Source organism: Reinekea sp. G2M2-21, assembly GCF_015687175.1.
Classification (GTDB): Bacteria; Pseudomonadota; Gammaproteobacteria; order Pseudomonadales; family Natronospirillaceae; genus Reinekea.
The window spans coordinates 632,248-647,608 of the sequence record NZ_JADPQG010000003.1 but is presented as its reverse complement, the minus strand read 5'-3'; the positions used below and the strand labels follow the sequence as shown (position 1 = coordinate 647,608).

The following is a 15,361-nucleotide window of genomic DNA, read 5'->3' as shown; positions in this document are numbered from 1 at the left end:
CTTCGCTTACTGCAATTGCTCTAGCTGTTGGCTTAACCCGGTCGTGACGGTCTGTAACCAGTGTGCCTTATTGGCATGGCACAGATAGTCTTCCCAGCGGAAAACATTGCCAATGACCTTGTATGCCAGCCAGGGAAGCGGTTCCGGCTCCCAATTTCGCAACTCGCTAAGACTCTGCCGGCAAACCCAGGGGTGTTGGACTCTTACCGAACTTTCTTCTGCGATTAATTCCGCCAGGGTCTGACCATATAGATGGCTTGCACCCACATCTTCTCCGCCATAGTCGCCCGCCGTCACAAAACCGGATTCGGCATCGTAGCTCGCAAAGGGACTGAAACGGCGCCTCATCGCTCGTGCGGACGTAACTGCTGCAAAAAATACGCTGTCTATAGTCCGGTAAAGCCGGCACCGATAATCCCAACATCAAAAAACGCGTCAGCCTCAAGGCTGGCGCCTTCAACAGGTTCCTTGTTTCGCCATCATATGCAGTCCTGCATGAGTGCCGTCTGTCCTCCGGCAAATGAAGTGGGTGTACGGGTAAATGCAAAAGGGCTGCAATGCGCAGCCCTTGGTATCTGTTCCGTTAATTGTGTGTCTCAGAGGTAAGGTAATAGCAGTTCATATTCCATGGGGGTGATCTGCATTTCGAACATCCGCAGTTCAGACCATTTGCAGGTCTGATAGACATCGATGAAGTCTTGCGTAAACCAATCCACGACGCGTTCGTCGCCCAGCATTGCCCGCAACGCGTCACGCTGGTTGTCCGCGACCATTGGATGCTCCTGATCGTAGGAATTGCCTTCAATAGGTGCTGGTGGCTCAATCTTATTCAAAATACCTTCGGTGACACCGGCCAACAACACGGCTGTTCCCAGGTATGGATTGGTGTCTGCACCAGATAACCGGTGTTCGATACGGGTTGATTCCATACTGCCGGATGGAATGCGCAGCGCGACGGTGCGGTTATCGTAACCCCAGGTTTTTGATGTTGGCGCAAACGCCGACGGAGCCAAACGTCGAAAGCTGTTTATCGACGGTGTCAGAAACGCCTGTGTGGCGTCAGCCAAATCAATCAGACCACCGATCGCCCAACGCAACATGGGGTTTTGTGTGGGATCGTCTGCGGCGAAGATATTCTCACCATCCTTCATCAGACTCAGGTGTAAATGCATGCCGCTGCCCGCTTGATCGATATAGGGCTTGGCCATAAAGGTCGCCTCCATATCGTATTTTTTAGCGACGCTGGCGATCAGTCGCTTCAGCAAAACGGCGTTATCGACCGCCTCGAGGATATCGTTACCGTAGTTCAGGTTTACTTCGAACTGGCCCGGCGCGTATTCTGCGATGACCGTGTCCGCGGGAATCCCCTGTATTTTGGCGGTTTCCAGGATGTCACGGATGAAAAAGTCATAGTCGTCCAGATCGTCCATCGAATAGACCTGGCAGGATGTCATGCGTCGATCTGTTCCAGGAATCAGGGGTGGTTGAATCGCACCGGTATCTGTACGTTGCCGATCAATGAGGTAAAACTCCAATTCAACGGCGATACCCGGTGTGCATCCCAGAGCTTCGAATTTCTGAATGGCTCTGACCAGAACCTGTCGGGGGTCAGCAAAGAAGCCTTCTTCATTATCATCGTACATGGTGCACAGTACCTGTGCTCGGTCGCCATCTTCATGCCAGGGCACTAAAGACAGCGTCCCCGGAATTGGAAAACAGGGGTAATCGCGGTCTCCTTGGTGCATCCCTAGACCGGCTTCTTCAACGGTGCTGCCGGCCGCATCCAGCGACATAACCGATCCGGGCAAATAAAAGCCAGCGCTGAAGATTTTCAGCAACAATTCACGCTCAATGCGTTTTCCTCTGAGCACGCCGTTGAGATCGCAGATGAGCAGCTCGATAGTGGTGACATTTGGGTACTGGGCTAAAAACGCTTCAGCCTCATCAGTAGCTATATTAATGGTCATCTATTTATACCTTTAGTGGAGCGTGTAACGGAACTCGGTTGTGGTTTGGTGTCCATGTAGCCGGGCGATGCTCTTGACTAGGGCGCCAAATATACACCGTTTAAAAACTGAGTCTCAGGGTTTGAGGTTCCGTTTCGTAAAACGTTTCACAGGTGATTTATATATTGAACACAATGTAGCTTTTTTTATTTGGCACATCAAACTAATATCGCTAGAGTGGTCAATATATATGACGCCTATACGGGGTGAAATTGCCCCGGGACCGTGCAAAAGGGCTATATTCGCACCATTACAAGACAAAATGAAAAATTATGAATCTAAGGTGTTTAAAATATTTTATGGTCGTGTATGCTGAACCTGTTCAAAATATGAGTGCAAATGGATGAGTAACAACAATAAACCGCTGGTGGGCGTCATCAGTGATACTCAGATAATCGCGCCGCATTTATTTCACACAGCGGGTGACAAGTACCTCAGAGCTTTGTCTCAGGCAGCGGATGTTATTCCCGTAATTATTCCGTCACTGCTGTCAGATCAATCGATTGATCAGTGGCTGAGCCGACTGGACGGTGTCTTTCTGACGGGTGCCTATTCTATGGTCGATCCGGCGAACTATCAGGAAGAAAAGATTGATAGCGCCTACAGTTATGATGAACTGCGGGATGAAACCTCATTTGCCACCATCCGTGCGGTCATTGATCGGAATATCCCTTTGCTGGGTGTTTGTCGGGGATTGCAGGATATCAATGTCGCGCTGGGCGGATCTTTACATCAAGCCGTTCAGGATGTCGACGGTTTGAACGACCATCGCGAAGACAAGTCCGCCACACTGGAAGAACAATACGCCGATGCTCATTTGGTCAATCTGACCGAGCAGGGTCGGCTTCATACAATATATGGTACATCTCAGGTTAAGGTTAACTCTTTACACTCACAGGGTATTCATCGTGTGGGAAAAGGGTTATCAGTAGAAGCAACCGCTTTGGACGGATTGGTCGAAGCCGTCGCAATTGATGCGATGGATTTTGGTCTCGCTGTGCAATGGCATCCGGAATGGCAAGTAACTAAAAACCCTGTACAAAAACAACTCTTCGAGGCCTTTGGCGATGCGTGTCGAACGCGACAGTCAAAGTGAAGACCCATGGAACAATTAAAAAAGTGGTTAAAAGATAATAAAATCACTGAGATCGAATGCATCACGCCGGATCAGACCGGGATTGCCCGAGGCAAAATTATGCCAACGGACAAATTCATCGCGGAAAAGGGTATCCGGCTGCCCGAAAGCGTTATGTTGCAAACGGCAACGGGTGACTACCCAGATGATGAGTCCTATTACAGTCTGCTCGACCCCTTAGACATTGATATGATTCTGCGCCCGGATGAAAGCGCGGTGTTTACCGTGCCCTGGGCTGTGGAACCGTCTGCGCAGATTATTCACGATTGCTATGACACCATGGGAAACCTCATGGAGTTGTCACCGAGGGCTGTACTGAAAAAAGTGTTGGCTCTGTTTGAGGAAAAAGGCTGGAAACCGATCGTTGCGCCGGAGATGGAATTCTATCTGACCAAGCGCAGTACCGATCCGGATTTACCGCTGGAGCCACCCATTGGCCGCAGCGGCCGACAGGAAAGTGGTCGGCAAAGTTTCAGCATTGACGGCGCCAATGAATTTGATCCGATCATTGAAGACATCTACGAATGGTGTGAAGAAATGGGGTTGGACATCGACACACTGATTCACGAAGAAGGTGTGGCACAACTCGAATTCAACTTCCGTCACGGCGAAGCTTTAAAGCTGGCGGACCAGGTGTTTATTTTCAAACGAACCGTTCGCGAAGCAGCCCTGAAACACAAAATCAGTGCCACCTTTATGGCCAAGCCTATTTCGGGTGAACCGGGTAGTGCCATGCACATTCACCAGTCATTGGTCGATGTAAAAACCGGCGCCAATTTGTTTTCCAATGAAGACGGTGGCGCTTCGAAGATGTTTTACAGCTATATCGCGGGCCTGCAGACCTACATTCCGCAGCTGATGCCGATGCTGGCACCGAACGTCAACAGTTACCGCCGGTTTATGCCTGGTGCCGACGGCAACGCACCGGTGAATACGGAGTGGGGCGAAGAGAATCGCACGGTGGGTTTGCGGGTACCGCAAGCCTCGCCTTCGGCCCGTCGCGTCGAGAACCGTCTGCCCGGATCAGACACCAACCCTTACCTGGCCATGGCGGCTAACCTGCTGTGTGGTTACCTTGGAATTATCAATGAGTTGAACCCACGTAAACCGGTTCAAACCCGGGTTGGTGATGAGTCGGAAGATGATATGCCATGGAACCTTGAGGCAGCGCTGGAAGCAATGACCGATGCAGAAGAAATCCGCGAATATCTGGGGGATGCTTTCGTGGATGCGTACGTTGTTACTCGCTGGGCTGAATACGAAGGCTTCAAACGGGTGATCAGTTCGTGGGAACGGGAGTTTCTGTTATCGGCGGTATAATCGCCGATAACATGAAAGCTGTTAATAAAAGAAGCGTCTGGAGCGCGATAGAGAGCAGTGTAGGGCATTGATGCTGATCGATGGCCTAACATCAGTGAACATTTGCTGATGTGCCGATACGCTAACAATAATAAATACCGACAATGGTAATAAGAGGCAAGAGATGAAAGCGATTATGAAACCCGTACTGGGTATAGCAGTGGCGACCGCCCTGTCTTCCGCTGTCATGGCAGAAGACCGTGTGGTTCGTATCTACAACTGGTCAGATTATATTGCTGAAGACACTCTGGAGAAGTTCACAGCGGCCACTGGCATTAAAGTCAGTTACGATGTTTTCGACTCCAATGAGGTATTGGAAGCCAAGGTACTGTCTGGTCAATCCGGTTACGACGTTGTGGTCCCAACTTCCGACTACATGGCACGCCATATTATTGCCGGAGCCTATCAAAAACTCGATAAGTCTAAAATTCCCAACTGGAAAAACCTGGACACCGAACTGCTTGCAAACCTGAGTAATTACGACGAAGGTAACCAATACGGTGCTCCTTATCAGTGGGGTACTACCGGGATAGGCTATAACGTGGCTAAAGTCGAAGAAATTCTGGGCGAGGACGCACCGACCGACAGTTGGGACCTGTTTTTCAAACCGGAAAACTTAGCCAAACTCAGTCAGTGTGGTGTCTCGGTGTTGGACAGCGCAGGTGAAGTGTTGCCCTTGGTCATGTCCTACCTTGGCTTGGACCCGAATTCCACCAACACTAAAGACTATGACAAAGCCGGAGAGTTGATGTCTTCTCTGAAGCCATACATTACATACTTCCACAGTTCACGTTATATCTCTGATTTGGCCAATGGCGACATCTGTATAGCCATCGGCTGGAGTGGTGACATCTTCCAGGCCATGGTACGTGCCGAGGAAGCGGAAAATGATGTCGAGATCGGCTATTACATTCCGAAAGAAGGAACCGCCATGTGGTCTGACATGATGGTGATTCCAAAAGACGCCAAAAATGTAAATGAAGCTCATGAATTCATCAACTTTATTCTCGATGCACAAATAGGCGCTGATATTACCAACTACGTTTGGTATGGCAGCCCGAATGCCGCCGCACGCGAGTTCATCGATGCTGAAATTCTGGAAGACCCAGGCGTGTTTCCGGTCGAAGGGACCAAACTGTTCACCTTTGCTGTTCTGCCACAAAAGGTAAATCGGTATATGAACCGTACCTGGACGTCAGTCAAATCTGCACAATAACAACACCGCCGGACGACCGTCCGGCATTTCCTCCCTCGGTTTTATTAAGAAGTTTTATATTATGACCTCTTCGGAAATTACGCGGAAAAATTCTCGTGCCCAGGATGAAGTGCTGTTAAGCATTAAAAACATCACCAAAAAGTACGACGATGCCCTGGCGGTTGATGACATCAGTCTGGACATCAAAAAAGGCGAGATATTTGCGCTGTTGGGCGCCTCTGGATCTGGAAAGTCTACGTTACTGCGCATGTTGGCCGGTTTTGAAAAAGCGACTTCCGGAAAAATATGCATTGGATCAGAAGACATAACCCATTTGCAGCCAAACGAACGCCCGTTCAACATGATGTTCCAGTCCTATGCTTTATTTCCGCATATGACGGTGGCGAAGAATATTGCCTTTGGTCTACAACAGGACGGTATGGCGAAAGCAGATATCGACGCACGTGTCTCTGAAATGCTGAAACTCGTGCACATGGAAAAATACGCAAAGCGCAAACCTCATCAATTGTCCGGTGGTCAGCGACAGCGAGTTGCCCTGGCGCGGTCACTTGCGAAGCATCCTAAATTATTATTGTTGGATGAACCCATGGGTGCGCTGGATAAAAAATTACGCACGGAAATGCAGTTGGAAGTCGTCGACATTATTGAACGGGTTGGTGTGACCTGTGTGATGGTAACGCACGATCAGGAAGAAGCCATGACCATGGCCGACCGAATTGCGATTATGGACGAAGGCGAAATTCAGCAGATTGGTACACCCGTGGATATTTATGAAAGCCCGTTGAATCGAATGGTGGCCGAATTCATTGGTTCGGTAAATATATTTGAGTCAGAAATCATTGAAGACGAAGAACACTTCATGAAACTTTTCTGCCCGGATATCGACACCGATATCTACGTTGGACGGGGGGTATCGTCCGGTATCGATGACCGCAATATGTTGTTCGCGTTGCGGCCAGAAAAAACCTTTATCAGTGTTGAAAAGCCGGATATGGATCATAACGTTACGGAAGGTACGGTGGAGGATATTGCCTACCTCGGTGGTCACACGGTTTATTACGTAAAGTTAACTTCCGGAAAGATTGTTCAATGTTTCCTGGCAAATACCGAACGTCGGGCCGAGCGTCCGGACTGGGACGAGAAGGTTTACGTCTTCTGGCAAGATGACGCTGGCATGGTTATGCGCTCATGAGTACTTATACTACGATTAAACGACTGTTGCCAAAAGGACGCTGTCTGATCCTTAGCGGACCTTTTTTATGGTTGCTGGTTTTCTTTCTGATGCCATTTATTTTTGTGGCAAAAATCTCAGTTGCTGAAGCTGAATTATCGATACCGCCTTACACCGCCATGTTTGATTGGATAGATGGTGTGCTCGGTATTCGAGTCAGCATCAATAACTTCCTTTGGGTGTTGGATGATCCGTTGTATGTTCAGGCGTATCTTAATTCCATCAAGATGGCATTTTTTTCCACATTGTTCTGTTTATTACTTGGTTATCCCATGGCTTATGCCATTGCGAAAGCACCGAAGGAGCAGCAAACAGTTTGGCTATTGTTGGTTCTGCTACCCAGCTGGACGTCTTTCCTGATTCGAGTATATGCCTGGGTTGGTCTGTTAAAAAACAATGGACTGATTAATGGTCTGTTGATGTGGCTCGGCATCATTGATGACCCTATCCAAATGATCAACACTAACTTCGCCGTGTATGTTGGTATTGTTTATTCGTATTTGCCTTTCATGGTACTGCCGTTGTACGCCAATCTGGTCAAACATGACAACGCATTACTGGAAGCTGCAGCGGATTTGGGAGCTGGACATTTTACCCGATTATTCCGCATCACGTTGCCGTTGTCGATAAACGGAATTGTCGCGGGTTCGATGTTGGTGTTTATTCCCGTGGTCGGAGAATATGTGATTCCTGAGCTGTTGGGCGGAACCGAAACCATCATGATCGGCAAAGTGTTGTGGCAAGAGTTTTTTAATAATCGGGATTGGCCGGTGGCCTCCGCGTTGGCATTGATCATGGTATTTATCCTGATTATTCCGATAACGCTGTTTCATCGCTTCCAGAATAAGGAGGCTAACCTGTGATCGGTTCAAAATTAAGTTTCTCAAAATTTATGTTCTGGTTTGGTATCGCGTTCTTGTACCTGCCAATGGCCGTGTTGATCTTTTATTCGTTCAATGCGAGCCGCCTGGTGACTGTTTGGGCTGGCTTCTCAGGTAAATGGTATGTGGAACTGTTTCAAGATCAGCAGATTATGTCCGCTGTGGGCCGCTCACTGCAGATTGCTTTTTATTCGGCCTCTTCCGCGGTAGTTCTGGCAGTGATGGCGTCAATTATCATGGTGAGGTTTAAAAAGTTCACCGGTCGGACCCTGTTCTCCGGCATGGTGACGGCACCGTTGGTGATGCCAGACGTCATTATCGGTTTGTCCATGCTGCTGTTGTTTGTCGCGATGGGGCAACACCTGGGCTGGCCAGAAAACCGTGGTATGTTGACCGTGTGGATAGCCCACACGACATTTTGTTTGGCATATTCCACTGTGGTGATTACTTCTCGACTGACTGAAATGGATAAATCGCTTGAAGAAGCCGCACTAGACCTGGGTGCCAGTCCCTTTAAGGCCTTCATGCAGATTACCTTACCTATTATTTCACCGGCGATTATTTCGGCCTGGCTGCTATCCTTTACTCTGTCTCTGGATGATGTTGTCATCGCCAGCTTTGTCACAGGACCAGGGGCAACAACCTTGCCGATTGAAGTGTTCAGCTCTGTTCGCCTGGGTGTGACACCAAAAATCAATGCGTTAGCAACTTTAATTATCGGTGTGGTTTCGCTGGTGGCGATTGGTTCCTGGTTCTTCACCCGGAAAATGAATGAGCGCATCAGTGCTCAGTTGAATGTCGACTAACGATGCAGATCGAAGCGAACAACAGAGGGTGTCATGGTTGATACGTTTGAACAATATGGCATGGGCGACTTGGCCTTTACGCGCGAGTCGAATTTAGGTACGCAGGTCGAGGCAATGTACGCAGGGGCAACAAGTTTTCTGCGCCGTCGCTACAGTCGTGATCTGACCGATGTGGACGTTGCGGTCATTGGCGTGCCTTTTGACCTAGCGACGTCAAATCGCCCAGGGGCACGCTTTGGACCTCGAGCTGTCCGTGCTGCTTCTGCACAGTTGTCCTGGGCGCGTCCATGGCCCTGGCGGCATGACCCTTTTATTAGCCTGAATGTGATTGATTATGGCGATTGCGTCTTTGACCCAGGCCTGCCTCAGAATTTTGTTGAGGATGTGTGCCGGTGGTATCAGCCCATTTTGGCCGCAGATGTTATTCCGTTGACCATCGGTGGCGATCATTTTGTCACTTACCCGATTCTTAAAAGTCTGGCAGGCAAACACGGTCCAATTTCGCTGATTCATTTTGATGCGCATTGCGACACCTGGCCGGATAAAAAAGGTCGGATAGACCACGGGACCATGTTTTATCACGCGGCGAACGAAGGTATTGTTGATGCGAAACATTCTGTGCAACTTGGCATGCGTACAGTTAATGAGCATGATTTGGGCTATACTGTTCTGGACGCACTGTGGTTGCATAGCCATGGTGTCGATAAGGCGATAGAGCAGATCCGAACAACCGTCGCGGACCGCCCATGTTACATTACATTCGATATTGATTTTCTCGATCCGAGTTGCGCACCAGGCACCGGTACGCCGGTATGTGGCGGTTTCGACACCATCACCGCGATTAAATTGCTGCATGGATTACAAGGTCTTAATCTGATTGGCTGTGACGTTGTCGAAGTAGCTCCGCCGTACGATCACGCTGAAATAACGGCGTTGGCGGGTGCCACGATGGCCACCAATCTGGTCTGTCTGTTGGCTTCTCGTCAGAAAATCTGACCTGAATGTCTTCAGCGAAGAAAAAAAACCGGCCTCCGCCGGTTTTTTGGGTGTTTTAAAACAGATCTTTTGCCCGATGGTAGAGCATTCCGGCAGCCAGCAACGGTGAACGTAATTTACGACCACCCGGAAAGCGCATGTGACGGATGCGCTCAAAGATTTCCATCCGGTCGGTCTCCCCAGAAATGTGTTCCGCAATGACTTTCGCAGCCATATGCGTTGCGTTAATGCCGTGCCCGGAATAGGCCTGAGCAAAATAGACGTTTTCCTTCAATCGACCGATTTGCGGCATACGGTTAGCTCCGATACCGATCATGCCGCCCCACTGAAACTCTATTTTGACGTCCTTGAGGTAAGGAAAAACCAGATCCATGTGCGGCTTTAGCGTCGCTTCAATGGACCGTGGATCACGTCCGGAATAATTACACAAACCACCAAACAGCAATCGATTATCGGCGCTGAGGCGGTAATAATCGAGCGCTACCCGCTGATCGCACACGGCCATATTTTGCGGTAGAACACGCTTTGCCAGGTCATCGCTAAGCGGCTCCGTGGCAATCACGTAACTGCCGGCCGGTAATACCTGACTTTCCAGCGTCTCGTTGAGGCCAGCAACGTAGGCGTTCCCGCAGATGATCAGCCGGTCACAGGTTATCTGGCCGTGCGCCGTTTTTACCACGATCTGTGCACCGTATTCGATGTCGATCACCGCAGAGTGTTCGTAAATACTCACTCCGTTATCAAGTGCGCCCTGAGCTTCGCCAAGATTCAGATTCAAAGGGTGAACATGGCCGCTGCCCATATCGATGAGGCCACCGATGTAATTATCAGACCCAACCACCTCATGCATGTCAGCTTTATCGAGTAGTCGGGTTTCATAGCCGTAACCGATACTGTCGAGCCAGGCTTTGTCGTCGCGGAATGCCTGCAAATGCCTGGGTTTATGGGCGAGATCGCAGTAGCCCATGACTAAATCACAGTTTATCTGGTATTTGGCGATGCGAGCCTTGACTACCTCAACGGCTTCGAGCCCCATCTGGTCAATAGCCGAAACCCCTTGCTCACCGATTTCGTTGCGAAATTGGTCGGTACCATGACCAATTCCTCGGATGAGTTGACCGCCATTGCGGCCCGAAGCTCCCCAGCCGACCTTATAGGCCTCCAAGACAGATACCTTATACCCACGCTCAGCGAGCTCCAATGCGGTATTGATGCCACTGAAACCAGCGCCGATAACACATATCTCGGTGGTGACGGTACCTTGCAAGGATGGTAAGGCCAGTTGGTAGGCCACAGTTGCGGCGTAATACGATTCTGGGTACTTATCGGTATGGGTTCTTGGATTCAGCATGAGTCGCCCGTTTAATATATTAATCTGTCTGTTTTATATAATTGACGATACTAGCAAAGGGCAATGACTTGGGGAACCGCTAAATGTGTAATATCATTGACACCTGTTCATGATTTTGATTCATTGAATCGAAAATGAGCAATTGAGTTTTCTTTAATTTGTGAGGTGCAGACAATTGGAAGATGTCGGAAGTCGGCTTAAGGAAGTAAGAAAAGCAGCAGCGTTGTCTCAGCGGGAGCTGGCAAAACGCGCGGGAGTCACCAATTCAACAATTTCCATGATCGAAAAAAATAATGTTTCGCCAAGTATCAGTTCCCTGAAAAAAGTACTCGCAGGGATACCAATGTCGCTGATCGAATTTTTTGACAATGGCGAAGAAGAGCAAGTTGACCGTCCCGTGGTCTACCGTGGCGACGATGTTCAGGTAATTACCACCGAATCCGGCATTGAATGGCAGGTTTTCGGTAAGAATTTCCCCAATCGCCAGATGAACCTGATGCTTGAGATATATCCTCCCGGCTCAGACACTGGCATTGAAGGCTTCGTGCATGAAGGTGAAGAGACGGGCTTTGTGATCAGTGGGCAGATCGAGTTGACGGTCGACGACCAGGTTTACACGCTGCAGCCTGGCGAAGGGTATTACTTCGAATCTCACCGCCCACACCGCTTTCGCAATCCTTTTGCTGAGCCTTGTCATCTGGCCTCAGCGCTCACGCCTCCCAATCTATAGAACGGTTAACCCGAAGTCCCAAGTCTTTGCTGGGACTTTTTTTAAAGTATTTTCTTAAAAAGATGGAAATAACGGTTAATTTTCAATAACATGCGCAACTTCAAATCGACTTACCAATACTTTTTTGAAGAATCTTCGAAAAAGCATTACGAAGTGCTTGAAAAGCACTGGGTGGTAGCTTAGAATCCGCCGCCCAATTAAGTAATAGGCCAGTAGTTCAATTGGTAGAGCGTCGGTCTCCAAAACCGAAAGTTGGGGGTTCGAGTCCCTCCTGGCCTGCCACATTATTTACAAATACCAACAGCACAGGTGTCTTGCTGAATGAATGCTCAGGTGAATTCATCAAACTCAGCGTTTGATATTTTTAAGTGGTTTATCGTTGTTGCACTGATTGCAGCAGCCATTGGTGGTAACTACTACTTTTCTGCGGAGTCGTTGATCTTCCGTGTATTGGGTGTGGTTCTGGCTCTGGTCATTGCTGTATTGGTTGCTTTGACCACTGAGCGCGGCAAGGCAACTAATCGTCTGCGTAAGGAGGCCTGGGTTGAAATACGCAAGGTGGTCTGGCCGACGCGTCAGGAAACCGTGCAGACGACCTTGGTTGTCTTGGGTTTTGTGTTTCTGGTGGCGGTTATTTTGTGGTTGGTGGACACCCTGATCGGGTGGTTGCTGTCGATGGTCTTTGGGTAAGGTTGCACTATGACAAAACGATTCTATGTCGTGCATGCTTACTCTGGCTATGAGAAGCGTGTAGCAAATTCGCTGAAAGAGCAGGTTGAGTTGCAGGGTATGCAAGATCTGTTCGGAGAAATCTTGGTGCCAACCGAATCTGTGGTTGAGATGCGAGACGGCAAGAAGCGTAAGAGTGAGCGTAAGTTCTATCCCGGCTATGTGTTGGTCGAGATGGAAATGAACGATGATTCATGGCACTTGGTGAAAGATACTCCGCGAGTCATGGGTTTCATTGGTGGTACTGCTGAGAAGCCAGCTCCGCTCTCACCGAAAGAGGCTGATGCGATTCTGCAGCGTGTCAAAGACGGTGCCGATAAGCCAACTCAGAAGACGATATATGAGCCAGGCGAAGTTGTGCGAGTAACTGATGGTCCGTTCGCTGACTTCAATGGTACGGTAGAAAAAGTGAATTATGAGAAGAGTCGATTGCAGGTGTCTGTATCGATCTTCGGCCGGGCGACTCCGGTAGAGCTTGAGTTTTCTCAGGTCGAAAAAGGTTAAGATTTGTTAAGAATGAAAACACCTGGTCATTGGCCGGGTATTTTTCGTTCTGATGTGTGAAGCGGGGAGCTGAAAGGCGTTAGAACCCATTAAGAGGAAGCTATCATGGCTAAGAAAGTCACGGCTTATATTAAGCTGCAAGTGAAGGCCGGTCAGGCCAACCCAAGTCCACCAGTTGGTCCAGCACTGGGTCAGCATGGTGTGAACATCATGGAATTCTGTAAGGCGTTCAATGCTGAAACGCAGAAATTGGAGCCAGGCTTGCCGACTCCGGTTGTTATCACTGTGTATGCAGACCGTAGCTTTACCTTTATCACCAAAACTCCGCCAGCTTCTATTCTGTTGAAGAAAGCGGCAGGCATCAAGAGTGGTTCTGGTCGTCCAAATACTCAGAAAGTAGGTACGGTTAGCCGTGCTCAATTGGAAGAGATTGCGACTACTAAGAATCCTGACCTGACGGCTTCTGATATGGACGCAGCAGTGCGTACTATCGCAGGTACCGCTCGTAGCATGGGTCTAAACGTTGAGGGTGTTGAGTGATGGCTAAGTTGACTAAGCGCGCTCGTTTAGCGCAGGAAAAAATTGAATCAACCAAGGCTTACAGTTTTGAAGAAGCTGTAGCAGTGTTGAAAGAGCTGTCTACTGTTAAGTTTAAAGAGTCTGTTGATATCTCTGTTAATTTGGGTATTGACGCTCGTAAATCGGATCAGAACGTTCGTGGCTCTACTGTATTGCCAAACGGTACTGGTAAAGACGTCCGCGTAGCTGTTTTTGCTCAGGGTGAAAACGCTGAAGCTGCTAAGGCAGCGGGTGCAGAAGCTGTAGGTATGGATGATCTGGCTGAGCAAATGAAAGCCGGTGACCTGAACTTCGGTGTTGTTATTGCTTCTCCGGATGCGATGCGCGTTGTCGGTCAGCTGGGTCAATTGTTGGGCCCACGTGGTCTGATGCCAAACCCTAAGGTTGGTACTGTCACCGCTGACGTTGCAACCGCCGTTAAGAATGCGAAGTCTGGTCAGGCGCGTTTCCGTACTGACAAGAACGGCATTATTCACGCGTGTATCGGTAAAATTGAATTCGACGCAGCAGCCATCAAGCAAAACGCAGAAGCGTTGATTGCTGATCTTAAGAAGCTGAAGCCAGCTTCTGCTAAAGGTGTTTATGTGAAGAAGGTGTCACTGTCGACCACTATGGGTCCTGGTGTCACTATCGACCAGAGCACTTTAAGCGTCTAAACGAACTTTGGGGTGTGAGGGTGTTTCGGCATCGCTCGCACAGTCAAAGACCGTAGGTGAATGGTTACATTCTTAATTTCCTACGCAGACGGTAACCCGAGCACATATTTTATGAGCTTACTCTGTTGCCGTTAAACAGGTCGATTCGCAAGAATCGAAAAAGAGGTAGGCCCGGTTTCCGGGCTGTTAACAGGAGATTTTTCAGTGGCACTGAATCTCGAAGGCAAAAAAGCGATTGTTGCTGAGGTACAAGAGCAAGCGCAAGGCGCCCTGTCTGCAGTTGTTGCAGACTCACGTGGCGTTGCAGTGAATGACATGACTGCATTGCGTAAGCTGGCTCGCGACAATGGCGTATGGCTGAAGGTTGTACGTAATACGCTGGCTCGCCGCGCGGTTAAAGGCACTTCTTATGAAGGCCTGGCTGACTCTTTTGTCGGTCCGACGCTGATTGCTTTCTCAATGGAACATCCAGGTGCGGGCGCCCGTATTCTGAATGACTTTGCGAAAACAAACGAAAAGCTGGAATTAAAAACTGCGATGTTCGAAGGTGAAATTACACCTGTCGCAACATTGGCAAGCTTACCAACTTACGACGAAGCAATTGCGAAACTGATGATGGTTCTGAAAGAAGCATCTGCAGGCAAGCTGGTACGTACGTTGGCCGCATTGCGCGACCAGAAAGAACAGGAAGCTGCGTAATTTACCCTCAATTAATGAGAGTTGCGTAGTTTATTTAACGGTTTATTGGGGCGAAGCCTCAAACAGATTAGGAATTAAGTCATGTCTCTGACTAAAGACGATATCATCAATGCTGTTGCTGAAATGTCTGTAAAAGACGTTGTAGAATTGATCGAAGCAATGGAAGAAAAATTTGGCGTATCTGCTGCAGCTGCCGCTGTTGCTGGTCCTGCTGCTGCCGCTGCTGAAGAAAAGACTGACTTCGACGTCGTTCTGACTGCTGCTGGCGACAAGAAAGTTAACGTTATTAAGGTTGTTCGTGAAATCACAGGTCTTGGCCTGAAAGAAGCGAAAGGCCTGGTTGACGGCGCTCCTTCTCCATTGAAGGAAGGCGTTGAGAAAGCAGAAGCTGAAGAAATCAAAGCTAAGCTTGAAGAAGCTGGCGCTAGCGTAGAATTGAAGTAATTCATACGCATTGGATGGCGCTCTTGTCATTCAATTGAT

General features: G+C 49.0%; 17 protein-coding genes and 1 tRNA gene. 15 read left to right on the top strand and 3 right to left on the bottom strand.

The features are described from left to right. Positions 1–6: 6 nt before the first annotated feature. Both IYN85_RS15085 and IYN85_RS15080 read right to left on the bottom strand, forming a co-directional pair. Positions 7–348 (bottom strand): hypothetical protein, encoded by a 342-nt coding sequence (locus IYN85_RS15085; RefSeq protein WP_196159725.1) that lies wholly within the window; start codon positions 346–348, stop codon positions 7–9. A 248-nt stretch (positions 349–596) separates the two neighbouring features. After that, a complete protein-coding gene (locus IYN85_RS15080) occupies positions 597–1,967 on the bottom strand; it encodes a glutamine synthetase family protein (RefSeq protein ID WP_196159724.1) in 1,371 nt (456 codons plus the stop codon). 382 nt (positions 1,968–2,349) lie between these two features. Here IYN85_RS15080 and IYN85_RS15075 point away from each other — a divergent pair, with 382 nt between their 5' ends. From IYN85_RS15075 to speB, 7 genes are all read left to right on the top strand, one after another. Beyond that, complete coding sequence (locus IYN85_RS15075; RefSeq protein ID WP_196159723.1) at positions 2,350–3,102, top strand: gamma-glutamyl-gamma-aminobutyrate hydrolase family protein; 753 nt, start codon at positions 2,350–2,352, stop codon at positions 3,100–3,102. 6 nt (positions 3,103–3,108) lie between these two features. Then, entirely contained in the window at positions 3,109–4,461 is a 1,353-nt protein-coding gene (locus IYN85_RS15070) for a glutamine synthetase family protein (RefSeq protein ID WP_196159722.1), read from the top strand. Between the two features lie 163 nt (positions 4,462–4,624). Further along, positions 4,625–5,716 carry a polyamine ABC transporter substrate-binding protein gene (locus IYN85_RS15065; RefSeq protein ID WP_196159721.1) on the top strand — a complete coding sequence of 364 codons (1,092 nt, stop codon included), beginning with the start codon at positions 4,625–4,627 and terminating at the stop codon, positions 5,714–5,716. 61 nt (positions 5,717–5,777) lie between these two features. After that, positions 5,778–6,908: an ABC transporter ATP-binding protein gene (locus IYN85_RS15060; RefSeq protein WP_196159720.1), complete on the top strand. Its 1,131-nt coding sequence runs from the start codon at positions 5,778–5,780 to the stop codon at positions 6,906–6,908. Then, a complete protein-coding gene (locus IYN85_RS15055; RefSeq protein WP_196159719.1) occupies positions 6,905–7,810 on the top strand; it encodes an ABC transporter permease subunit in 906 nt (301 codons plus the stop codon). Before IYN85_RS15060 ends, IYN85_RS15055 begins: the two co-directional genes overlap by 4 nt. Positions 7,811–7,839: 29 nt before the next feature. After that, the gene (locus IYN85_RS15050; RefSeq protein ID WP_196159767.1) at positions 7,840–8,634 is read left to right on the top strand and encodes an ABC transporter permease subunit; all 795 of its coding nucleotides are present in this window, start codon (positions 7,840–7,842) and stop codon (positions 8,632–8,634) included. Positions 8,635–8,667: 33 nt separating this feature from the next. Further along, on the top strand, positions 8,668–9,630 hold the full coding sequence (gene speB / locus IYN85_RS15045) for an agmatinase (protein WP_230390747.1): 963 nt from the start codon (positions 8,668–8,670) through the stop codon (positions 9,628–9,630). Positions 9,631–9,685: 55 nt separating this feature from the next. Here speB and IYN85_RS15040 read toward each other — a convergent pair whose 3' ends face one another. Continuing rightward, positions 9,686–10,981 carry an FAD-binding oxidoreductase gene (locus IYN85_RS15040; RefSeq protein ID WP_196159718.1) on the bottom strand — a complete coding sequence of 432 codons (1,296 nt, stop codon included), beginning with the start codon at positions 10,979–10,981 and terminating at the stop codon, positions 9,686–9,688. Positions 10,982–11,156: 175 nt separating this feature from the next. Here IYN85_RS15040 and IYN85_RS15035 point away from each other — a divergent pair, with 175 nt between their 5' ends. The 8 genes from IYN85_RS15035 to rplL all read left to right on the top strand — a co-directional run bounded on the left by IYN85_RS15035 (position 11,157) and on the right by rplL (position 15,322). Then, a complete protein-coding gene (locus IYN85_RS15035) occupies positions 11,157–11,711 on the top strand; it encodes a cupin domain-containing protein (RefSeq protein ID WP_196159717.1) in 555 nt (184 codons plus the stop codon). Between the two features lie 206 nt (positions 11,712–11,917). Further along, positions 11,918–11,993: transfer RNA gene (locus IYN85_RS15030), tRNA-Trp, on the top strand. Positions 11,994–12,032: 39 nt separating this feature from the next. Further along, complete coding sequence (gene secE / locus IYN85_RS15025) at positions 12,033–12,401, top strand: preprotein translocase subunit SecE (RefSeq protein ID WP_196159716.1); 369 nt, start codon at positions 12,033–12,035, stop codon at positions 12,399–12,401. Positions 12,402–12,410: 9 nt separating this feature from the next. After that, a complete protein-coding gene (gene nusG / locus IYN85_RS15020) occupies positions 12,411–12,944 on the top strand; it encodes a transcription termination/antitermination protein NusG (protein ID WP_196159715.1) in 534 nt (177 codons plus the stop codon). A gap of 105 nt (positions 12,945–13,049) precedes the next feature. Then, entirely contained in the window at positions 13,050–13,484 is a 435-nt protein-coding gene (gene rplK / locus IYN85_RS15015) for a 50S ribosomal protein L11 (RefSeq protein ID WP_196159714.1), read from the top strand. Next, positions 13,484–14,179, top strand: coding sequence for a 50S ribosomal protein L1 (rplA, locus tag IYN85_RS15010; protein WP_196159713.1), 696 nt, complete (start codon positions 13,484–13,486; stop codon positions 14,177–14,179). The genes rplK and rplA overlap by 1 nt, the downstream gene beginning before the upstream one ends. Positions 14,180–14,383: 204 nt before the next feature. Further along, complete coding sequence (rplJ, locus tag IYN85_RS15005; RefSeq protein WP_196159712.1) at positions 14,384–14,878, top strand: 50S ribosomal protein L10; 495 nt, start codon at positions 14,384–14,386, stop codon at positions 14,876–14,878. A gap of 81 nt (positions 14,879–14,959) precedes the next feature. Further along, entirely contained in the window at positions 14,960–15,322 is a 363-nt protein-coding gene (rplL, locus tag IYN85_RS15000; RefSeq protein WP_196159711.1) for a 50S ribosomal protein L7/L12, read from the top strand. The last annotated feature ends 39 nt before the right edge of the window (positions 15,323–15,361 follow it).